The sequence below is a fragment of the Citrobacter sp. wls827 genome, assembly GCF_005280875.1.
Taxonomy (GTDB): domain Bacteria; phylum Pseudomonadota; class Gammaproteobacteria; order Enterobacterales; family Enterobacteriaceae; genus Citrobacter; species Citrobacter youngae.
Map to the genome: position 1 here is coordinate 54,014 of NZ_SZWR01000037.1, position 21,100 is coordinate 75,113.

The 21,100-nt window shown below is 51.8% G+C and carries 26 protein-coding genes; 13 read left to right on the forward strand and 13 right to left on the reverse strand.

Features of this window, described 5'->3' with window-relative positions; genetic code table 11:
- Nucleotides 1-2: 2 nt before the first annotated feature.
- Entirely contained in the window at nt 3-260 is a 258-nt protein-coding gene (rpmA, locus tag FDX03_RS22280; RefSeq protein ID WP_003025030.1) for a 50S ribosomal protein L27, read from the reverse strand.
- A gap of 19 nt (nt 261-279) precedes the next feature.
- Nucleotides 280-591 (reverse strand): 50S ribosomal protein L21, encoded by a 312-nt coding sequence (rplU, locus tag FDX03_RS22285; RefSeq protein WP_003025032.1) that lies wholly within the window; start codon nt 589-591, stop codon nt 280-282.
- 258 nt (nt 592-849) lie between these two features.
- On the opposite strand from rplU, the gene ispB reads away from it, so the two are divergent.
- On the forward strand, nt 850-1,821 hold the full coding sequence (gene ispB / locus FDX03_RS22290; RefSeq protein WP_048213414.1) for an octaprenyl diphosphate synthase: 972 nt from the start codon (nt 850-852) through the stop codon (nt 1,819-1,821).
- A 223-nt stretch (nt 1,822-2,044) separates the two neighbouring features.
- Nucleotides 2,045-2,329 (forward strand): DNA-binding transcriptional regulator SfsB, encoded by a 285-nt coding sequence (gene sfsB / locus FDX03_RS22295; RefSeq protein WP_048213415.1) that lies wholly within the window; start codon nt 2,045-2,047, stop codon nt 2,327-2,329.
- 57 nt (nt 2,330-2,386) lie between these two features.
- On the opposite strand, the gene murA is transcribed toward sfsB, so the two are convergent.
- The 7 genes from murA to mlaF form a co-directional block, all read right to left on the reverse strand.
- Nucleotides 2,387-3,646: a UDP-N-acetylglucosamine 1-carboxyvinyltransferase gene (gene murA / locus FDX03_RS22300; protein WP_048213416.1), complete on the reverse strand. Its 1,260-nt coding sequence runs from the start codon at nt 3,644-3,646 to the stop codon at nt 2,387-2,389.
- Nucleotides 3,647-3,699: 53 nt separating this feature from the next.
- Complete coding sequence (gene ibaG / locus FDX03_RS22305) at nt 3,700-3,954, reverse strand: BolA family iron metabolism protein IbaG (RefSeq protein WP_005121314.1); 255 nt, start codon at nt 3,952-3,954, stop codon at nt 3,700-3,702.
- A gap of 169 nt (nt 3,955-4,123) precedes the next feature.
- Nucleotides 4,124-4,417 carry a lipid asymmetry maintenance protein MlaB gene (gene mlaB, locus FDX03_RS22310; protein ID WP_101741914.1) on the reverse strand — a complete coding sequence of 98 codons (294 nt, stop codon included), beginning with the start codon at nt 4,415-4,417 and terminating at the stop codon, nt 4,124-4,126.
- Nucleotides 4,417-5,052, reverse strand: a complete 636-nt coding sequence (mlaC, locus tag FDX03_RS22315; protein WP_048213418.1) for a phospholipid-binding protein MlaC — start codon at nt 5,050-5,052, stop codon at nt 4,417-4,419. The genes mlaB and mlaC overlap by 1 nt, the downstream gene beginning before the upstream one ends.
- Nucleotides 5,053-5,070: 18 nt before the next feature.
- Complete coding sequence (gene mlaD, locus FDX03_RS22320; protein ID WP_048213507.1) at nt 5,071-5,628, reverse strand: outer membrane lipid asymmetry maintenance protein MlaD; 558 nt, start codon at nt 5,626-5,628, stop codon at nt 5,071-5,073.
- A 4-nt stretch (nt 5,629-5,632) separates the two neighbouring features.
- A complete protein-coding gene (mlaE, locus tag FDX03_RS22325; RefSeq protein ID WP_048213419.1) occupies nt 5,633-6,415 on the reverse strand; it encodes a lipid asymmetry maintenance ABC transporter permease subunit MlaE in 783 nt (260 codons plus the stop codon).
- A gap of 7 nt (nt 6,416-6,422) precedes the next feature.
- Nucleotides 6,423-7,235 (reverse strand): phospholipid ABC transporter ATP-binding protein MlaF, encoded by an 813-nt coding sequence (gene mlaF / locus FDX03_RS22330; RefSeq protein WP_048213420.1) that lies wholly within the window; start codon nt 7,233-7,235, stop codon nt 6,423-6,425.
- A gap of 214 nt (nt 7,236-7,449) precedes the next feature.
- Here mlaF and FDX03_RS22335 point away from each other — a divergent pair, with 214 nt between their 5' ends.
- The 11 genes from FDX03_RS22335 to npr all read left to right on the forward strand — a co-directional run bounded on the left by FDX03_RS22335 (nt 7,450) and on the right by npr (nt 15,375).
- Nucleotides 7,450-8,427, forward strand: coding sequence for a calcium/sodium antiporter (locus FDX03_RS22335; RefSeq protein WP_048213421.1), 978 nt, complete (start codon nt 7,450-7,452; stop codon nt 8,425-8,427).
- 13 nt (nt 8,428-8,440) lie between these two features.
- Entirely contained in the window at nt 8,441-9,427 is a 987-nt protein-coding gene (kdsD, locus tag FDX03_RS22340) for an arabinose-5-phosphate isomerase KdsD (protein WP_048213422.1), read from the forward strand.
- A gap of 20 nt (nt 9,428-9,447) precedes the next feature.
- Nucleotides 9,448-10,014, forward strand: a complete 567-nt coding sequence (gene kdsC, locus FDX03_RS22345) for a 3-deoxy-manno-octulosonate-8-phosphatase KdsC (protein WP_005121322.1) — start codon at nt 9,448-9,450, stop codon at nt 10,012-10,014.
- Entirely contained in the window at nt 10,011-10,586 is a 576-nt protein-coding gene (gene lptC, locus FDX03_RS22350) for an LPS export ABC transporter periplasmic protein LptC (protein WP_048213423.1), read from the forward strand. Before kdsC ends, lptC begins: the two co-directional genes overlap by 4 nt.
- Nucleotides 10,555-11,109, forward strand: a complete 555-nt coding sequence (lptA, locus tag FDX03_RS22355; RefSeq protein WP_048213424.1) for a lipopolysaccharide ABC transporter substrate-binding protein LptA — start codon at nt 10,555-10,557, stop codon at nt 11,107-11,109. The genes lptC and lptA overlap by 32 nt, the downstream gene beginning before the upstream one ends.
- Before the next feature lie 6 nt (nt 11,110-11,115).
- On the forward strand, nt 11,116-11,841 hold the full coding sequence (lptB, locus tag FDX03_RS22360) for an LPS export ABC transporter ATP-binding protein (protein ID WP_048213425.1): 726 nt from the start codon (nt 11,116-11,118) through the stop codon (nt 11,839-11,841).
- A gap of 46 nt (nt 11,842-11,887) precedes the next feature.
- Complete coding sequence (gene rpoN, locus FDX03_RS22365) at nt 11,888-13,321, forward strand: RNA polymerase factor sigma-54 (RefSeq protein WP_048213426.1); 1,434 nt, start codon at nt 11,888-11,890, stop codon at nt 13,319-13,321.
- Between the two features lie 22 nt (nt 13,322-13,343).
- On the forward strand, nt 13,344-13,631 hold the full coding sequence (hpf, locus tag FDX03_RS22370) for a ribosome hibernation promoting factor (RefSeq protein ID WP_005121327.1): 288 nt from the start codon (nt 13,344-13,346) through the stop codon (nt 13,629-13,631).
- 83 nt (nt 13,632-13,714) lie between these two features.
- Complete coding sequence (ptsN, locus tag FDX03_RS22375; RefSeq protein WP_048213427.1) at nt 13,715-14,206, forward strand: PTS IIA-like nitrogen regulatory protein PtsN; 492 nt, start codon at nt 13,715-13,717, stop codon at nt 14,204-14,206.
- A gap of 45 nt (nt 14,207-14,251) precedes the next feature.
- Nucleotides 14,252-15,106 (forward strand): RNase adapter RapZ, encoded by an 855-nt coding sequence (gene rapZ / locus FDX03_RS22380; protein ID WP_048213428.1) that lies wholly within the window; start codon nt 14,252-14,254, stop codon nt 15,104-15,106.
- Nucleotides 15,103-15,375, forward strand: a complete 273-nt coding sequence (npr, locus tag FDX03_RS22385; RefSeq protein ID WP_003828770.1) for a PTS phosphocarrier protein NPr — start codon at nt 15,103-15,105, stop codon at nt 15,373-15,375. The genes rapZ and npr overlap by 4 nt, the downstream gene beginning before the upstream one ends.
- An 11-nt stretch (nt 15,376-15,386) precedes the next feature.
- On the opposite strand, the gene mtgA is transcribed toward npr, so the two are convergent.
- The 4 genes from mtgA to FDX03_RS22405 all read right to left on the reverse strand — a co-directional run bounded on the left by mtgA (nt 15,387) and on the right by FDX03_RS22405 (nt 20,449).
- On the reverse strand, nt 15,387-16,106 hold the full coding sequence (gene mtgA / locus FDX03_RS22390) for a monofunctional biosynthetic peptidoglycan transglycosylase (protein ID WP_048213429.1): 720 nt from the start codon (nt 16,104-16,106) through the stop codon (nt 15,387-15,389).
- A complete protein-coding gene (gene elbB, locus FDX03_RS22395) occupies nt 16,103-16,756 on the reverse strand; it encodes an isoprenoid biosynthesis glyoxalase ElbB (protein ID WP_048213430.1) in 654 nt (217 codons plus the stop codon). The genes mtgA and elbB overlap by 4 nt, the downstream gene beginning before the upstream one ends.
- A gap of 229 nt (nt 16,757-16,985) precedes the next feature.
- On the reverse strand, nt 16,986-19,322 hold the full coding sequence (arcB, locus tag FDX03_RS22400; protein WP_048213431.1) for an aerobic respiration two-component sensor histidine kinase ArcB: 2,337 nt from the start codon (nt 19,320-19,322) through the stop codon (nt 16,986-16,988).
- A 197-nt stretch (nt 19,323-19,519) separates the two neighbouring features.
- Nucleotides 19,520-20,449: a TIGR01212 family radical SAM protein gene (locus FDX03_RS22405; RefSeq protein WP_101741917.1), complete on the reverse strand. Its 930-nt coding sequence runs from the start codon at nt 20,447-20,449 to the stop codon at nt 19,520-19,522.
- Nucleotides 20,450-21,100: the final 651 nt, after the last annotated feature.

Here is a 21,100-nt window from a genome sequence, read left to right on the forward strand (position 1 = left end):
ACTTATTCAGCAACGATGCTGATGAATTTACGGTTTTTCGGGCCTTTCACTTCAAATTTCACTTTACCGTCTGCTTTAGCAAACAGAGTGTGGTCTTTGCCGCAACCAACGTTGGAGCCAGCGTGGAATTTAGTACCACGTTGACGAACGATGATGCTACCAGCCAGAACTGTTTCACCGCCGAAGCGTTTTACGCCCAGACGTTTAGCTTCTGAATCGCGACCGTTACGAGTCGAGCCGCCAGCCTTTTTATGTGCCATTTAATCTGCTCCCCTTAACTTAAGCGCTGATGCCAGTGATTTTCACATCAGTGAACCACTGACGATGGCCCTGCTGCTTACGGTAGTGTTTACGACGACGAAACTTAACAATTTTAACTTTCTCGCCACGACCGTGAGCAACGACTTCAGCTTTGATAACGCCGCCATCAACGAAAGGAACGCCGATTTTGACTTCTTCACCGTTTGCGATCATCAGAACTTCAGCGAACTCAACAGATTCGCCAGTTGCGATGTCCAGCTTTTCCAGGCGAACGGTCTGACCTTCGCTTACTCGGTGTTGTTTACCACCACTTTGGAAAACCGCGTACATAAAAAACTCCGCTTCCGCGCACACCTTTTTGATGATTCAGAGTGCGCTATAAATATTCACAATAGGGCGCGAATATTACGCAAAACGCGAGCCTTTGACAAGTGCTACCGTCAATACATGAAGAAAAAAAACACAACGTGTACCGTAACGTTTATCTGCGGCGTTTTTTCAGTACAATCAGCATATATTTCTAACCCTAAACCCGACGTTACCTTCTCAAATAGTGAGGTAATCGGGGCGAGAAGCCCGGCTTTTGCGATGAATTTAGAAAAAATCAATGAGTTAACCGCGCAAGATATGGCGGGGGTCAATGCGACAATCCTTGAACAGCTCAATTCCGACGTCCAGTTGATCAATCAATTGGGGTACTACATCGTGAGCGGCGGCGGAAAACGCATTCGTCCAATGATCGCTGTACTCGCGGCGCGCGCTGTTGGTTATCAGGAAAATGCCCACGTCACGATCGCTGCCTTAATCGAGTTTATCCACACCGCGACCCTGCTTCATGACGATGTAGTGGATGAATCCGATATGCGCCGTGGGAAAGCCACGGCGAATGCAGCCTTTGGTAATGCGGCCAGCGTTCTGGTCGGCGATTTTATCTATACCCGCGCCTTTCAGATGATGACCAGCCTCGGTTCGCTGAAAGTGCTGGAAGTGATGTCTAAAGCGGTCAACGTTATTGCTGAAGGCGAAGTCCTGCAGTTAATGAACGTCAATGACCCGGATATCACCGAAGAAAACTATATGCGTGTTATCTACAGCAAGACGGCTCGTCTGTTTGAAGCCGCGGCCCAATGTTCAGGTATCCTTGCAGGTTGTAGCGATGAGCAAGAGAAAGGCCTGCAGGATTATGGCCGTTACCTTGGCACCGCTTTCCAGCTTATCGACGATTTACTGGATTACAGCGCAGATGGCGAGCAGTTGGGTAAAAACGTCGGGGATGACCTCAACGAAGGTAAACCTACGCTACCGCTACTGCATGCGATGCGCCACGGCACTCCTGAGCAGGCACAAATGATTCGCCAGGCGATTGAGCAAGGTAATGGTCGCCACCTTCTGGAGCCGGTTCTGGAAGCAATGAACGCTTGCGGATCACTGGAATGGACCCGTCAACGTGCAGAAGAAGAAGCCGATAAAGCCATCGCGGCGCTTCAGGTACTTCCAGATACTCCGTGGAAAGAAGCCCTGATTGGCCTGGCGCATATCGCCGTACAGCGCGACCGTTAATTTCCCTCGTCTCGCTTCCCAGCATCCCGTGCAACACACGGGATGTTCTTATAAGCTCTAAAAAAAATCACAAAAACAATCAAACAACATGTGTGACCTTGGCATATTCTGAATATGTAAGCACTTTACGAGAACATTTTAGAATATTCGTTCTCGAGGCGTATAGTAACTCCACAGGCTGATTGTGAAACCGTAACTGGTTAACCAAAGGAGATGTGGAACTATGGAAAGCAAATTCATTGACTGGCATCCGGCTGACATCATCGCGGGGCTACGTAAGAAAGGCACGTCAATGGCCGCTGAGTCACGTAAGAATGGCTTGAGTTCATCAACGCTGGCAAATGCGTTAACCCGGCCATGGCCGAAAGGTGAATTGATTATCGCGAGAGCACTGGGAACAGACCCGTGGGTAATTTGGCCGTCACGCTACCATGACACCAGGACGCATGAATTCATCGACAGAACGCGGATGATGAGAGTACGGAAAGAAAAAAAGCGTCTTGAGTAGTGGTGAAACAGCAACCCCCGGATCAACGATCCTGGGGGTTACAACACGCGTAGGCGATTACTCGCCTTTAATGCGCTCTATGTTTGCGCCCAGCGCACGCAATTTATCCTCGATGCGCTCATAGCCGCGATCGATGTGATAAATGCGGTCAACAACCGTTGTGCCTTCAGCGATACATCCCGCTAACACCAAACTTGCTGACGCGCGCAGATCGGTCGCCATTACCTGTGCACCGGAGAGCGTTTCAACGCCGTGACAAATCACAGTATTGCTTTCGATTTCCGCGTGAGCCCCCATACGGCTCAGTTCAGGCACGTGCATAAAGCGGTTCTCAAACACGGTTTCCGTAATGAAGCCTGTCCCTTCGGCCACCAGGTTCAACAGCGTGAACTGGGCCTGCATGTCGGTCGGGAAAGCCGGATGTGGCGCAGTGCGCACATTAACCGCTTTAGGGCGTTTGCCGTGCATGTCGAGGCTAATCCAGTCTTCACCGACTTCGATATCCGCACCGGCATCACGCAGCTTCGCCAGAACAGCATCCAGTGTGTCTGGTTGCGCATTACGGCAGATAATTTTGCCGCGAGAAATCGCCGCCGCCACCAGGAACGTCCCGGTTTCAATACGATCAGGCAGAACGCGATACACACCGCCGCCGAGGCGTTCAACGCCTTCAATGGTGATACGGTCGGTACCCTGCCCTGTGATCTTCGCACCCAGCGCAATCAGGAAATTCGCGGTATCCACAATTTCCGGCTCACGTGCGGCGTTTTCGATGATGGTCGTGCCTTCGGCAAGCGTTGCCGCGCACATGATAGTGACCGTCGCACCGACGCTTACTTTGTCCATCACGATGTGCGCGCCTTTCAGGCGGCCATCAACGGACGCCTTCACATAGCCTTCTTCCAGCTTGATGGTGGCACCTAACTGCTCCAGACCGGTAATGTGCAGGTCAACCGGGCGCGCGCCGATAGTACAGCCGCCCGGCAGAGAAACCTGACCCTGACCAAAACGCGCAACCAGCGGCCCCAATGCCCAGATAGACGCACGCATGGTTTTCACCAGATCGTACGGTGCACAGAAGACGTTAACGTCACGCGCATCAATGTGCACAGACCCATTACGCTCTACTTTCGCCCCCAACTGGCTCAGCAGTTTCATGGAGGTATCTACGTCCTTCAGTTTTGGGACGTTTTGAATTTCTACAGGTTCTTCAGCCAGCAGCGCCGCAAACAGGATCGGCAGTGCGGCATTTTTAGCGCCTGAAATTGTGACTTCGCCCTGGAGCTTGGTTGGCCCCTGAACACGGAATTTATCCATTATTCTGTTCTCTGTTAAGAATTCATCTTCGCTACCGGCATATCACCCGTAGCTCAAAAACCGTTAAGTTTGCGATCGCGCGCCCATTCCGCTGGGGTAAACGCTTTAATCGACACAGCATGAATGCGGTTATCCGCAATATACTCCATCAATGGGCCATAGACTGATTGCTGCTTCTTTACCCGGCTCATGCCGTCAAACATCTCACCCACGGCAATAACCTGAAAGTGACTGCCGTCACCAGAAACGTGGACTTCCTGGAGGGAGAGTGCGTTCATCAGCACGCTCTGAATTTCATTATTTTCCATGGGCTCTTCATTCGTCAGATAGTGAAAACAGCCCAACATCTTAGAGCAAAGTGGCGCTGTCATAAATAAGCAAAAAGCCTCGCTGATAAATCAGACAAGGCTTTGGCGGTAGATCCCCTTCAGGGGTTTTGCCGGATGGCGGCACAAGGCCTTATCCGGCCTACAAAAATTAACGCGGAAGGACGTCGTCAGGCAAATTGTAAAGCTGTGCCAGGGTGTAAACCTTATCGTTAACCCCGGTAAGCGAAACGCGATTCCCCTGTTGCTTGCCCTGGTCAACCAGATGCAACAGCAATGCCAGACCACCGGTATCAACCCGGGAAACCTGGCTCAGATCGATGCAGGTGACCCCTTTCATCGCCTCAATACGTGCATCCCATAACGGATTTAACACGTCCTGATCCAGCTCTCCCGCGAGCGTCAGCTTGTCACCTTCACGCGTCCAGGTGAGTGACTGCGTCATTATTTCTTCTCTTCCAGGGTGATTTTCTGCTGAGAGATAGATTTCAGCTGCGCGGTCAGGCCATCAATACCTTTCGTGCGCAGCAGGTCGCTCCACTCATTTTGCTTGGTGGTGATCATACTTACGCCTTCGGCGATCATGTCATACGCCTGCCAGTTACCGGTCTGAGAATTTTTACGCCACTGGAAATCCAGACGCACCGGCGGACGTCCGTTTGGATCGATGATGGTTACGCGGATAGGCACAATCGTCGCATCACCCAGCGGCTGTTCCGGCGCGATCTGATAGGTCTGACCGTGGTACATTGCCAGCGCCTGACCGTAAGCCTGCTTCAGGTATTCGCGAAACGCGGCGAAATAAGCGTCACGCTGCGCAGGCGTAGCTTCTTTGTAGTAGCGCCCTAATACCAGCGCCCCCGCATATTTTACTTGCACATACGGCAGCAGCTCCTGATCGACAACCTGACGCAGATAGTCCGGGTTGGAACGAATTTTAGGTTGCTCGTTTTTCAGACGATCGAAAGTTTTCTGCGCCGCCTCATTCATCAGTTTATACGGGTTAGTCTGGTCCGCTGCGGTTGCCACGCTAAGTGGGGCAATGACCAGCATAGCCACCATCATCAATCGTTTAAACATACGTCGATTCTCCTGAGATTATTTCGTTGCGCCCGCAGGCGTAGTGGCTTCATTATTGCCTTCAGTTGCGGCTGGCGCATCGCCAGAATTCTTATTGTCATCACCTTTACTGTTGCTGTTGTAGAGGAATTGACCAATCATATCTTCCAGCACCATCGCGGATTTCGTGTCCTGAATCGTACTGCCATCTTTGAGGATAGACGTTCCCAGCTCAGGATCTTCAAAACCCACGTTTAATGCCAGATACTGCTCACCCAGCAGACCAGAGGTGCGGATGCTCAGCGAGCTGGTGTCCGGGATATGGTTAAAGCGCGATTCGATGTCCAGCGTTACGCGTGGCAGGTAAGTTTTGGGATCTAACGAGATATCCGAAACTCGCCCCACAACAACCCCCCCAATCCGCACGGGAGAGCGCTCTCTCAGGCCGCCGATATTATCAAAGGTCGCATAAACCGTGTAGGTTGGTTCAGTACGCATGGAGGTCACATTAGCCGCTTTCAGGCAGACAAATAGCGCCGCCAGCAGCGCAACCAGCAGGAATACCCCAACCCAAATTTCATTTTTTTTCGTTTGCATGAACTCAATTCCCAAACATCAGTGCGGTCAGCACAAAATCCAGCCCCAGAACGGCAAGAGAGGCGTGCACAACGGTGCGTGTCGTAGCCCGGCTAATTCCGGCGGAGGTCGGAATCGCATCATAACCATTGAACAATGCAATCCAGGTGACCGTAATGGCGAACACCACGCTCTTAATCAAACAGTTGACCAGATCCAGACGCCAGTCGACGGCATTTTGCATAGCCGACCAGAAAAAGCCGGCATCAATACCTTTCCAGCTTACGCCAACCAGTGAACCACCCCAGATCCCCACGGCGACAAAAATAATCGTCAGCAGCGGCAATGAAATGACACCCGCCCAAAAACGCGGAGAGACCACTCGACGCAGAGGATCAACCGCCATCATTTCCAGGCTGGAAAGCTGTTCGGTTGCCCGCATCAGGCCGATTTCCGCGGTTAACGCCGATCCGGCTCGCCCGGCGAACAGCAGCGCCGCAACAACCGGCCCCAGTTCTCGCAGCAAGGACAGCGCCACCAGCATACCGAGACTGGTTTCTGCGCTGTAGGTTGTCAGGACCAGGTATCCCTGCAATCCCAGCACCATCCCGATGAACACGCCAGAAACGATAATGATCAGCATCGACAGGACACCGACATTATAGAGCTGGCGGATCAGCAGCGGCGCATGTTTGCGAAACTCCGGCTTGCCGACTACCGCATTGAACAACATTAATCCGGCTCGCCCGAACGTCCTGAGGGTTTTTATTCCCCGATGTCCGAGTGATGCCAGCGCATTTAACAACATGGGTGGCTTAACTCCCTGTTTTGAGTAAATCGGTGTGGTAGTCGCCCGCTGGGTAGCGGAACGGAACCGGCCCATCGGCAATACCATCGAGGAACTGACGCACGCGCGGATCGGCATTTTCTTGTAGTGCCTGAGCACTACCGTAGGCCACTATCTTTTTGTCCGCCATAATATAGGCGTAATCCGCAATACTCAGTACCTCTGGCACATCATGAGAGACCACCACGCAGGTGACGCCCAGCGCGTTGTTCAGTTCTGAAATCAGCTTCACCAGCACACCCATGGTGATAGGATCCTGACCGACGAACGGTTCATCAAACATAATGAGATCTGGCTCCAGCGCAATGGCGCGTGCTAATGCCGCACGTCGCGCCATCCCCCCGGATAATTCAGAAGGCATGAGTTTTGCCGCACCACGCAGGCCGACAGCCTCGAGCTTCATCATCACCGTGCTCTTGAGCAACGCCTTGGGCAGCGTCGTATGCTCACGCAGTGGATAAGCGACGTTGTCAAACACGTTCATGTCGGTAAACAGCGCCCCGGACTGAAACAGCATACTCATGCGCTTACGCACGGTGTACAAACGTGAACGAGACATGGCTGGGACGTTTTCGCCGTCAAACAGGATTTCGCCCTTATCTGGCGGGATCTGCCCGCCAATCAGACGTAACAGCGTCGTTTTGCCGATGCCTGATGGCCCCATGATCGCCGTCACCTTACCGCGCGGCACCGTCAGGGAAATATTATCAAAGATGCAGCGGTCACCTCGGGAAAAGCTGACATCGCGCATATCGACTAGATTCGCCACAGACTGACCCATTGATTCATCCTTTACTATTGCCTCGTTGATCGAAGAGTTGGCGCTCAATTTAGCCCTGAACTCGACATATTTACAGATTATTGCCTGTCCTGGTTAGCGAAAGCTGGCATTTGTTTTACTTTTTAGCCGCATAAAGTCAAAATTAAGAATTCGTTACGGCTTCCAGAAGATCCTTCAAGTGGACCGGCGAGTATACCTGAAGAAAGGACTTTAGATGCTTTTAGCGACGGCACTGTTAATAATTGGTTTACTTCTGGTGGTCTACGGTGCCGACCGTCTGGTATTTGCTGCATCTATTTTATGCCGCACCTTCGGTATCCCCCCCATCATTATTGGAATGACGGTCGTCAGCATCGGCACATCCCTACCTGAGATTATTGTCTCTGTTGCGGCATCAATGAATGGGCAGCTCGATTTAGCCGTCGGTACCGCCATCGGCTCCAACATCACCAATATTCTTCTTATTTTAGGCCTGTCAGCACTCATTCATCCTTTTACCGTGCATTCCGATGTTCTGCGTCGTGAATTACCGTTAATGTTGCTGGTAAGCATTTTGGCCGCGTCCGTTCTGTATGACGGGCAGTTAAGCCGCAGTGATGGCCTCTTTCTTCTGCTTCTGGCCGTGCTATGGCTGCTATTCATTGTTAAAATCGCCCGTCTGGCAGAACGCCAGGGCAATGACAGCCTGACTCGGGAGCAAGTTGCGGAACTGCCTCGCGAAGGCGGATTGCCTGTCGCATTTTTATGGCTGGGGATAGCGCTGATCATTATGCCAATGGCAACGCGTATGGTGGTTGATAACGCCACTGTACTGGCAAATTACTTTGCCATGAGCGAGCTTACTATCGGTTTGACGGTCGTCGCCATTGGTACCAGCCTGCCAGAACTGGCAACCGCCATTGCAGGTTTGCGTAAAGGTGAAAGCGATATTGCCGTCGGTAACATCATCGGCGCTAACATTTTTAATATTGTTATCGTTCTTGGGTTACCTGCACTGATTACACCGGGCGAGGTCAACCCGATGGCCTTCGTCCGGGACTACAGCGTCATGCTGCTGGTGAGCGTTATTTTTGCATTACTCTGCTGGCGACGTCCGCGCCAGATTGGTCGTGGCGCAGGGGCGCTTCTGACCAGCGGTTTTATCATATGGCTGGCGATGCTGTATTGGTTATCGCCACTTCTCGTTGGATAACTGGAAACGCATTATGTCGCACTTAGAGTTGCAACCGGGTTTTGACTTTCAGCAAGCAGGCAAGGAAGTCCTGACAATTGAACGTGAAGGCCTGGCGGAGCTTGATCAGTACATCAACCAGAACTTTACCCTCGCCTGTGAAAAGATTTTCAGTTGCCCGGGCAAAGTCGTGGTGATGGGAATGGGAAAATCAGGGCATATCGGGCGCAAAATGGCCGCTACGTTTGCCAGTACCGGTACGCCCTCATTTTTTGTGCATCCTGGCGAAGCCGCACATGGCGATCTGGGTATGGTGTCACCGCAGGACGTCGTGATTGCCATTTCTAACTCCGGTGAATCTAATGAGATTGCAGCGTTAATTCCGGTGTTAAAACGCCTGCATGTCCCCCTTATTTGCATGACGGGTCGTCCGGAAAGCAGTATGGCGCGTGCAGCAGATGTCCATCTGTGTGTTAAAGTGCCCAAAGAAGCCTGCCCATTAGGTCTGGCACCGACCAGCAGCACGACCGCAACGCTGGTCATGGGCGATGCGCTTGCCGTTGCGTTACTAAAAGCACGCGGCTTCACTGCAGAAGATTTTGCGTTATCTCATCCTGGTGGCGCACTGGGGCGTAAGCTTTTGTTGCGCGTTAACGATATTATGCATACGGGAGACGAAATCCCGCATGTGACCAAAAGTGCCAGCCTGCGTGACGCCTTACTGGAGATCACGCGGAAAAACCTCGGCATGACCGTCATTTGCGATGACGCGATGAAGATTGACGGCATCTTTACGGATGGCGATTTACGTCGTGTCTTCGATATGGGCGTTGATGTACGCCAGTTAGGCATTGCGGATGTGATGACCCCTGGGGGCATTCGCGTGCGTCCAGGGATTCTTGCCGTTGATGCGCTGAACTTAATGCAGTCCCGCCATATCACCTCGGTAATGGTTGCTGATGGCGACCAGTTACTGGGTGTGTTACATATGCATGATCTGCTGCGTGCAGGTGTAGTGTAAGAAACTCAAGGATAAAGAAAATGAGTAAAGCAGGTGCGTCGCTTGCGACCTGTTATGGACCCGTCAGCACTGACGTCATCACCAGGGCAGAAAACATCCGTCTGCTGATCCTTGATGTGGATGGCGTACTGTCTGATGGTCTGATTTATATGGGCAACAACGGTGAAGAGCTGAAGGCGTTTAACGTCCGCGATGGCTACGGAATTCGCTGCGCGCTCACTTCCGGCATTGAGGTTGCCATTATTACCGGACGAAAGGCTAAACTTGTAGAAGATCGCTGTGCCACATTAGGGATCACACATCTGTATCAGGGGCAGTCGGACAAACTGGTTGCCTTTGGAGATCTGCTTAGCAAACTGGCGATCGCGCCTGAGAATGTGGCGTATGTTGGCGATGATCTGATCGACTGGCCGGTGATGGCAAAAGTGGGATTAAGCGTAGCGGTAGCGGATGCTCATCCGTTGCTGATCCCGCGGGCCGATTACGTCACCCGTATCGACGGGGGACGCGGCGCAGTGCGCGAAGTCTGCGACTTATTACTGCTGGCGCAGGGCAAACTGGATGAGGCCAAAGGGCAATCGATATGAGCAAAACCAGACGTTGGGTTATCATTCTACTGTCGCTGGCTGTCCTTGTGATGATTGGTATTAACCTGGCAGACAAAGACGACACCGCTCAGGTTGTCGTTAATAACAACGAGCCAACCTATAAGAGCGAGCATACCGACACCGTCGTGTACAGCCCTGAGGGCGCGCTGAGCTATCATTTGATCGCGCAACACGTTGAATATTATTCAGATCAAGCAGTTTCGTGGTTCACTCAACCGGTGTTAACCACGTTTGATAAGGACAAAGTACCGACCTGGTCAATCAAGGCCGATAAAGCCAAATTGACCAACGATCGGATGCTGTACCTGTATGGCCATGTTGAGGTTAACGCGCTGGTGCCTGACTCTCAACTACGCAGAATTACTACCGATAACGCGCAGATCAACCTTGTGACGCAAGATGTCACTTCCGATGATCTGGTCACGTTGTATGGAACAACATTTAACTCCAGCGGACTGAAGATGCGCGGCAACTTACGCAGCAAGAACGCCGAGCTGATTGAAAAGGTTAGAACCTCATATGAAATCCAAAACAAACAAACTCAGCCTTAATCTTGTGCTTGCCAGCTCACTTCTGGCCGCCAGCATTCCGGCATTCGCCGTCACCGGCGATACCGAGCAGCCGATCCACATTGAATCGGACCAGCAGTCTCTGGATATGCAGGGCAACGTGGTGACGTTTACCGGCAATGTCATCGTGACTCAGGGCACGATCAAAATTAATGCCGATAAGGTCGTCGTCACGCGTCCGGGCGGTGAAGACGGTAAAGAAGTGATTGACGGTTATGGCAATCCGGCGACCTTTTACCAGATGCAGGACAATGGTAAACCGGTTAAAGGCCGCGCCTCACAGATGCACTATGAGCTGGCAAAAGATTTCGTCGTCCTTACCGGTAAGGCTTATCTGGAACAACTCGATAGCAACATCACGGGCGATAAGATCACCTATCTGGTAAAAGAACAGAAAATGCAGGCCTTCAGTGAGAAAGGCAAACGCGTCACCACCGTTCTGGTTCCGTCGCAATTGCAGGACAAAAACAAGACCAAGGCTCCGGCAGAGAAAAAAGGTAACTGATTCGTTATGGCAACATTAACTGCAAAGAATCTTGCAAAAGCCTACAAAGGCCGTCGTGTGGTGGAAGATGTCAGCCTGACCGTCAACTCCGGGGAGATCGTCGGTCTGCTCGGCCCTAACGGTGCGGGCAAAACAACAACCTTTTACATGGTTGTCGGCATTGTCCCGCGCGATGCGGGCAACATTATCATTGATGACGAAGATATCAGTCTGTTACCCCTGCATGCGCGTGCCCGTCGCGGTATCGGCTACTTACCGCAGGAAGCCTCTATTTTTCGTCGCCTGAGCGTATTTGATAACCTGATGGCGGTACTGCAAATTCGTGACGATCTTTCCAGCGAGCAGCGTGAAGATCGCGCCAATGAGCTGATGGAAGAATTCCATATCGAACATCTGCGTGACAGCCTTGGACAGGCACTCTCCGGTGGGGAACGCCGCCGTGTGGAGATCGCCCGCGCACTGGCCGCTAATCCAAAATTTATCCTGTTGGATGAACCCTTTGCCGGTGTTGACCCAATTTCCGTCATTGATATCAAACGTATTATTGAACACCTGCGCGACAGCGGGCTTGGCGTGCTGATTACCGACCATAACGTGCGCGAAACGCTGGCTGTTTGTGAGCGCGCCTACATTGTGAGCCAGGGACACCTGATCGCACACGGTACGCCGACAGAAATCCTGCAGGACGAGCACGTTAAACGCGTATACCTTGGGGAAGACTTCAGACTCTGATAGGGTAGTAGACTTCACGTCACCGCAGGAGACAACAACTCTGAACATGAAGCAAGGTTTGCAACTCAGGCTTAGCCAACAACTGGCGATGACGCCTCAGCTACAACAGGCTATCCGTCTGTTGCAGTTGTCCACGCTGGAACTTCAGCAAGAACTTCAGCAAGCGCTGGAAAGTAACCCACTGCTCGAGCAAACCGATCTTCACGACGAAATTGATACCCAGGAAAAGCAGGATAGCGAATCCCTCGATACGGCTGACGCACTCGAACAAAAAGAGATGCCAGAAGAGCTGCCGCTGGATGCCAGTTGGGATGAGATTTACACCGCAGGGACGCCGTCTGGCACCAGCGGGGATTACATTGACGACGAACTGCCTGTGTATCAGGGTGAAACCACGCAATCGCTGCAAGATTACCTGATGTGGCAGGTGGAACTGACCCCATTCTCAGATACCGATCGTGCTATTGCCACGTCAATTGTGGATGCAGTCGACGAAACGGGCTATCTCACCGTCACGCTGGACGACATTCTCGACAGCATGGGCGATGACGACATCGGTATCGATGAAATCGAAGCCGTGCTTAAACGCGTTCAGCGTTTTGATCCCGTGGGCGTAGCGGCAAAAGATCTCCGCGACTGCTTACTGATCCAACTTTCACAGTTTGATAAAGTCACGCCGTGGCTGGAAGAAGCACGCCTGATCATCAGCGATCACCTTGATCTGCTCGCCAACCACGACTTCCGCACCCTGATGCGCGTAACCCGACTGAAAGAAGATGTGCTGAAAGAAGCCGTCAATCTTATCCAGTCGCTTGACCCAAGACCTGGACAATCTATCCAGACCGGTGAACCAGAGTACGTCATCCCGGATGTGCTGGTGCGTAAGCATAACGATCGCTGGGTAGTCGAACTCAACAGTGACAGCATTCCGCGTTTACAGATCAACCAACACTACGCCGCCCTGTGCAATAACGCGCGCAATGATGCTGACAGCCAGTTCATTCGTAGCAACCTGCAGGATGCAAAATGGCTGATTAAAAGTCTGGAAAGCCGCAATGACACGCTATTGCGCGTTAGCCGCTGTATCGTTGAGCAACAGCAAGCCTTCTTTGAGCAAGGCGAAGAGTATATGAAACCGATGGTTCTGGCCGATATCGCCCAGGCCGTCGAGATGCATGAATCGACCATTTCCCGAGTGACCACGCAAAAGTATCTGCACAGTCCGCGCGGCATTTTTGAATTGAAGTATTTCTTCTCCAGTCACGTTAACACTGAAGGTGGAGGCGAAGCCTCTTCTACAGCTATCCGCGCATTAGTGAAGAAATTAATTGCTGCGGAAAACCCCGCGAAACCGCTGAGTGACAGCAAGTTAACCTCTATGTTGTCAGAACAGGGTATCATGGTGGCACGCCGCACCGTTGCGAAGTACCGAGAGTCTTTATCCATTCCGCCGTCTAACCAGCGCAAACAGCTGGTTTGACCCAACCGATAAGGAAGACACTATGCAGCTCAACATCACTGGAAATAACGTCGAAATCACTGAGGCCCTGCGCGACTTTGTCACCACAAAGTTCGCCAAGCTTGAGCAATATTTCGACCGGATTAATCAGGTCTATATTGTGTTGAAAGTGGAGAAGGTCACACACATCTCGGATGCAACACTGCATGTGAACGGTGGCGAAATTCATGCCAGCGCGGAAGGTCAGGATATGTACGCCGCCATTGACGGTTTAATTGATAAACTGGCTCGGCAGTTAACAAAACATAAAGATAAACTGAAACAGCACTAACTTGTCCGGGCAGTTAGCGGGTGCAGGACGGCCTGTTGTGCAGCACAACGGGCCATTTGTACAGTTAGCGCTTAGGTGAAATTATGACAAATAACGATACGACTCTACAACTGAGCAATGTTCTTAACCAGGAATGTACGCGCGCGGCCGTTCACTGCCAAAGCAAGAAACGCGCACTGGAAATCATCAGTGAACTGGCGGCCAAACAACTCAGCTTGCCTCCTCAGGTGGTATTTGAAGCCATTCTGACGCGCGAAAAAATGGGCAGTACCGGTATTGGCAATGGTATTGCCATTCCGCATGGAAAGCTGGAAGAAGACACCCTGCGTGCGGTTGGTGTATTTGTTCAACTTGAAACGCCAATCGCGTTCGATGCCATTGATAATCAACCCGTCGATCTGCTTTTCGCCCTGCTGGTCCCGGCGGACCAAACCAAGACGCATTTGCATACATTGTCACTGGTTGCCAAACGCCTGGCAGATAAAACCATCTGTCGTCGCCTGCGCGCCGCACAGAGTGACCAGGAGTTGTATCAAATCATCACTGACACCGAAGGTGGACAGGATGAAGCATAACAACCCAATGGCATCCTTTTCTGTCGTTGTGAGGAGAAACAGTACATGGTACTGATGATCGTCAGCGGTCGTTCTGGGTCAGGTAAGTCTGTCGCCCTGCGTGCGCTGGAAGATATGGGTTTTTACTGCGTGGATAACCTTCCCGTCGTGTTGTTGCCCGAACTGGCTCGAACCCTCGCCGATCGCCAGATATCTGCGGCTGTCAGCATTGATGTGCGCAATATGCCCGAATCCCCGGAGATTTTTGAGCAGGCCATGAGTAACCTGCCTGAAGGCTTCTCACCGCAACTGCTGTTCCTTGATGCCGACCGTAACACGCTGATTCGCCGCTACAGCGATACGCGCCGTTTACACCCGCTGTCCAGCAAGAACTTGTCTCTGGAAAGCGCTATCGATAAAGAAAGCGATTTACTGGAGCCGTTGCGTTCACGCGCTGACCTGATCGTAGACACCTCTGAAATGTCCGTGCACGAACTGGCGGAAATGTTGCGTACCCGGCTGCTGGGCAAACGTGAACGTGAATTGACGATGGTATTCGAATCCTTTGGTTTCAAACACGGTATTCCGATCGACGCGGATTACGTATTTGACGTGCGCTTCCTGCCTAACCCACACTGGGATCCGAAGCTGCGCCCGATGACCGGTCTTGACCGCCCCGTCGCGGCCTTCCTCGACAGACACACAGAAGTACACAATTTTATCTACCAGACTCGCAGCTATCTTGAGCTATGGTTACCCATGCTGGAGACCAACAACCGCAGCTACCTCACTGTAGCCATCGGCTGTACCGGCGGGAAACACCGTTCGGTGTATATTGCAGAGCAACTGGCAGACTACTTCCGCTCACGCGGTAAAAACGTGCAGTCACGCCATCGTACGTTGGAAAAACGCAAATCATGACCGTGAAGCAAACTGTTGAAATCACGAATAAGCTGGGCATGCATGCCCGGCCGGCAATGAAACTGTTTGAGCTAATGCAGGGTTTTGAAGCAGAAGTTCTGCTGCGTAATGATGAAGGGACGGAAGCCGAGGCAAACAGTGTTATCGCTCTGCTGATGCTGGATTCCGCCAAAGGACGCCAGATAGAAGTTGAAGCCACGGGTCCGCAGGAGGTTGAGGCTCTGGCAGCCGTGATTGCGCTGTTTAATTCGGGGTTTGATGAAGATTAGGGCAGCATCGACTAATACAGCTTATTTTCACGCATAAACGACTCACCGCCCAGCTGGCGCATTTGGCGCATGATCCACGCCTGACGACTGCGTACATAGCCGGAAGGCGCACTCGCCTTAAAACGTAACGGATTGGGCAGCACCGCCGCCAGCAATGCCGCTTCAGACGGGCTAAGACGGCTGGCGGGTTTATGGAAATAGCGCTGTGATGCAGCCTCTACACCGAATACTCCATCGCCAAACTCCGCAATATTCAAATAAACCGTCAGGATTCGTTTCTTGCTCCAGACGGTTTCTATCCCCAGCGTTAACCCGGCCTCGAGCCCTTTGCGCACCCAGCTACGCCCATCCCACAAAAAGAGGTTTTTTGCCGTTTGTTGCGATAACGTCGAAGCGCCCCGAATACGGTTTTCATTACGTTCGTTATGCGCCAGCGCTTTCTCTATCGCTGAGACATCAAATCCCCAGTGATCGGGAAATTTCTGGTCCTCAGCGGCAATGACCGCCAGCCCCATCCACGGTGATATCTCATCCATACTGACCCAGTCAGAATGCGCCACATAGCCGAAATTACCCTGTATCCAGGCACCAAGCTGCCGCTCAATCATGACCGCTGAGAAAGGAACGGGCATCACGCTGAAGAGCGCTATACCCCCGCCCCAAAACACGGCGAGGACAATAACCGCCCGCAGAAGCAGACGTCGCAGAAAGGCGGTAGCCCCTTTTCTCATTCAGCCAGTACCAGAACACGCGAGACCAGTTTGTCGATCCCACTCGCCGCCTGGGCGATATCCTGCGCCAGCATGTAAGCAGGCGTGGTGACAACTTTATTATCTTCATCAACCACAATGTCATCGACCGGGCAAGGCACATGTTCAGCGCCCATCTCTTCCAGTACTTCCGCTGTATCGATGTCAGTGCCAATGGTCAGACGCAGCGGGAAGTCAAAAATCTTAGGTAACATAGCAGGAGCAATACACATGAATCCAAGAGGTTTACCGGCCTGATGCAGCGCCTTCGCCAGAGCAGCTAAGTCGCTATCAATCCGACACTCACTGCCCTGGCTGGCAAAATTGCTCAGATTTTTTGCTGCGCCAAACCCGCCAGGCACAATTAGCGCATCCAGCTCCGTTGCGACCGCCTGGGCCAGGGGACGAATATCACCACGCGTAATACGCGCAGCTTCAATCAGGACATTGCGCGTTTCCGGCATCGGCTCGCCCGTCAGATGATTAATCACATCCGCCTGCTGTTTATCTGGGGCAAAGCAGATAGCTTGAGCGCCATTGCGGGCAATAGCCAGCAGCGTGAGTACGGCTTCGTGAATTTCTGCACCGTCATACACGCCACATCCGCTGAGCACTACGCCAACTTTTTTCATCGTGATACTCCTTTCGCAACTGACTGAAGCATATTAATAATTCTGATTAGAATGCCACGCTTCACACATTTAACTGATTCATGTAACAAATTATTTAAGATTTGCTATCTTAACTGCGTGCGGCCTGAAAATTAGGGCTGCGCCCTTGTAAACAATGATAATAATTTACGGCGCAGCCACGATTTCCCTGGTGTTGGCGCAGTATTCGCGCACCCCGGTCAAGCCGGGGTCATTTTTTTTCCACGCTCGCAACCCAGGCTCTTAACACCGCCACGTCGTGCTGCCACTCCTGCTTCATCTCTTCAATCCATTCAGCCACGTTATCTTCCCAAGCAGGAAGGTCGGGTGATTGAATTTGCTGACCCAACTGTTGCAGGTGGCGCAGACCGACAGATCCGGCTGCACCTTTAATTTTATGACCTTCCTCAACCACGCCTTTTTTATCACGGGCAGTCAGATTAGACTCCAGCACGCTCAAATATCCTGGCATCATTTTCTCAAACACCGCCAGACCGTCGGTGATCAGCTTCGGCCCGACCAGTTCGAGGTATTGTTCCAACATGGGAATATCTAACAGCGCTTGCGATTTACTGCTTTCTTCAGACGTCACAGTGCTCTCCTCTTCGTTTCGGGTATCCCAGTATTTTTTGATCATGGCGGTTAACGCCGGAACTGACAGCGGCTTACTCAGCACGTCGTCCATTCCTGCATCCAGATATTCTTTTTTATCTTTCAGTACGTTGGCGGTGAGAGCCACCAGCGGCGGCAGATCTTCACGGGCGTATTTTTGCGTCAGTTCGCGTGAGATATCGAGCCCTGTCATATCCGGTAGCTGAATATCCAGCAGCACCAGGTCATATTCACCCGGTTTGAACATGTCCAGCGCGGCTTTCCCGGTCATGGCGACATCCACGCTGTTGCCCAGCTTTTCCAGCACCGAACGCGCAACAATAACGTTCAGTTCAATGTCTTCCACCAGCAGCACATTCAGGGCTGGTAACGGCATTTCATCGTCTTCAAAAGCATCTTCAATTTCTTCTGCCACGGCAGGAGCATGCACGGTTAGCGTAAAGATGGAGCCTTTTCCGGCCTGGCTGGAAACCGTAATATCACCGCCCATGTTTTTCGCCAGACGCTTCGAGACGGCCAGTCCAATCCCGGTTCCCGTTGCCGGTTTACCACCATGGCTGTCCTTCACCTGATAGTACATGGCGAAAATTTTATCCTGCTCATCCTGTGGAATACCGATCCCGGAATCCTCCACCTCAAAATGCAGTATGTCTCCCTCGTCATAGCGCGCCCGTACGGTCACCTGCCCCTGCTGAGTAAACTTCACGGCGTTGCTGATCAGATTCCACAGAATCTGGCGCAAACGCGTTCCGTCGGTGATGACCTTATGTGGCAGCGGTAGCGTCGGCTCAAGCACAAAGCGCAATCCTTTTTGTTGCGCCTGCAGGCCTGAGAGGTTTTCCAGATCCGCCATAAAACTGGTGAAATCAACAGGCTGGTTATCGAGCTGGACTTTACGCCGCTCCATCTTATCCATGTCAATAATATCGTTGAAAATATTCCCCAGCGTCACGGCGGAAACATGGATAGTTTTGAGATATTTTTCCTGCTCAGCGGTTAAATCTGTATCCAACAGGATCCGGCTTAAGCCGACAATGCCGTTAAGCGGAGTGCGCAGCTCGTGGCTGATGGTGGAAATGAAAGTGGTCTTATCACGGCTGGCGCGCTCAAGCGCGTCCTGATAACGCTTCCGCTCGGTAATATCGCGCCCAAAGCCCATCAGGCCATGTCGCTTACCTACGCGGTCATAGTAAGGCACTTTACGAATTTCAAAGCAGGCTTTGCGCCCATCCGGGTAGTCCAGCCACTGTTCATAGGTGAGCGAGACGTTATGACGGAATACCTTCTCGTCGGTTTCAATCACCTTTTCAGCCGCCTCTGGCGAATACACATCAGCCGGCTTTAGATTCACCAGTTGCTTTTCGCTCTTACCGGTCAGCAGCTCCATAGCACGGTTACAGCCGGAAAATTCTTTATCTTCATTGCGATAAAAAACCAGGTCCGGTGAAGCATCAAGGAAAGAGCGTAAAAATGAAGATTGTTGCTCGAGCTGGATCTGCGCTTCTTCGCGCTCTTTGATTTCAACCTTCAGTTGTTCGAACGTTTCCTGGCGCTCCGCTTCGGCTTTTTCGCGCTCGACAATTTCCTGGTTGAGCTGGGCAATATTATCTTTCAACTGCACATTGAGCTTGAGATCGCGCTCGCGCATCTCTTCCAGCTTTTGTACCAGTCGTGACAAGCGTTGCCGGGACTCTTCCAGTTGCTCCACCACCACAGAAAGGAAGTAGACGGCCCAGGGGGTAATTAACAGGCCAAAAAAGATAGAACGGATGACATCAATGCTTTCTACCTGGCCATGCAGCACCATGGTGACAGCCATCTGCACCACAATTGCCAACACAACCAAAGCCAGCGCCAACAGCAGCGAAAAGCGCACCAGACCTAACTTCATCATCAGGTCGACATAGTATTGCGCCAGCATACGAATTTGCTTCATAGAGGGTTCCTTCACGACAACTTGGCACAATAATACTCAATTCTCAGCGTGACGTTGAAGATTGTGCAAGAAATGCGGGGGTTATCGGTGAAATGACTGGGTAGGCGGTAGGCCGGATAAGGCATAGCCGCCATCCGGCAATGTGCGCCGGGCCACCTGATGGCGCGCAGCTTTCAGGCCTACATGACTACAGAGGGTTAGATCCCCGGCTGCACCCACGGCGTACCCAGCGCCGAGCCTTGCACGCCGTGCTCATTAAGGTACTTATCCAGTTCAACCATCCCGGTCCAGCGGTTTTCACACCATAGCGGTGCCAGCAGCGTTGGGCGACGCGCGCTGGCAGAAATGCGATGATAAATCACCTCTGGCGGCGTATGGCGGATCATCTCTCCGGCGGTAACCGTATAATCGTCCAGTTCAATACCGTTCAGCCGTCCGGCCTCCCAGGCTTTCGCCATCGTACTGCCTTTGACGATATGCAGCGGATGCAGCTTAATACCGTCGACACCCGTCTCCACCACACGTTCCATGGTTTGCAGACATTCTGCCTGCCCTTCTCCCGGCAAACCGACAATCAGGTGTGAACACACTTTCAGCCCGCGTTCACGCGCCAGTTGGGTCGTTCGCTGATAACAGGCAAAATCATGCCCACGATTAATGCGATGCAGCGTCTTGTCATGGGCCGTTTGCAAGCCCAGTTCCAGCCACACTTCGTAGCCCTGATCCTTGTACTCGCATAGCAGATCGAGCACGGCACCCGGCACACAGTCAGGGCGCGTGCCAACGCATAACCCGACGATGCTGGCCTGACTAACCGCCTGTTGGTACATCGAACGCAGCACCTGTACTTCCGCAAAGGTACTGGTATAAGCCTGAAAATAGGCCAGATAGCGCTTCGCGCGATTCACTAATTGCGCCTGATGCTCAAGCTGTTCAGCGATAGAATGATGCTGCTGCGCTTCGTCAGCAAAGGAGGCGACATTACAGAAGGTACATCCGCCACGTCCAATGGTGCCATCGCGATTTGGGCAGCTAAAGCCGCCGTGCAGCGTGAGCTTATGAACCTTTTGCCCATAACGGCGAGAAAGATCCCCACCAAACATATTGACTAATTTCTGTAACTGCATAATCTGGTAGACCGCGCCTTGAAAAGAGGCCAAAGCCTGCCATTTTTTGCCCCAGTCGGCGATGACCTGGATCAATCGCCCTGGCGAGCCTTTATTTATTGCATAACAAATCAAAATAATTGAAATTTCATTCACTCTAAATCTAATTACTTTTCCTTATATTCAGCGGTTTTTTTTATCTTCTTATACTCTCAGCGCAAAAACAGTATCTTTAAGACGCCGGAACTCTAAAAACCAGCATAAAATGCCAGTTATCTCGATAAATAAAGGGAGGACGAGGGATATCAGGCCTTTCTGACAGTGAGACAGATCACACTTCCAGGGGTATACTCCCCAGGTTAAATCAATGTAAAAAATCCTTTTATTTCAACATTTTCATAAAGTTAATCGCCCTATAGCACATTTTTGCATAAATAAGATTGCCATTTGACCTGTGTGTGGATTCCCGATAACTTGGAAATCCGCTGGAAGCTTTCTGGATGAGCAGTCTGCTCATCATATTTATGCAGTAATTGAGATTCCCTCTGAAGCAAGTCCTCAAACTTGTTTGACCTATGCGAAAAGGATAAAGAGGGCGAATGCGAGGTGAGCGTATGAAACGCAAACCCCGTCGCCATGCTCTTGGTGTGCCCGTGCGCAAACGGTATCGGA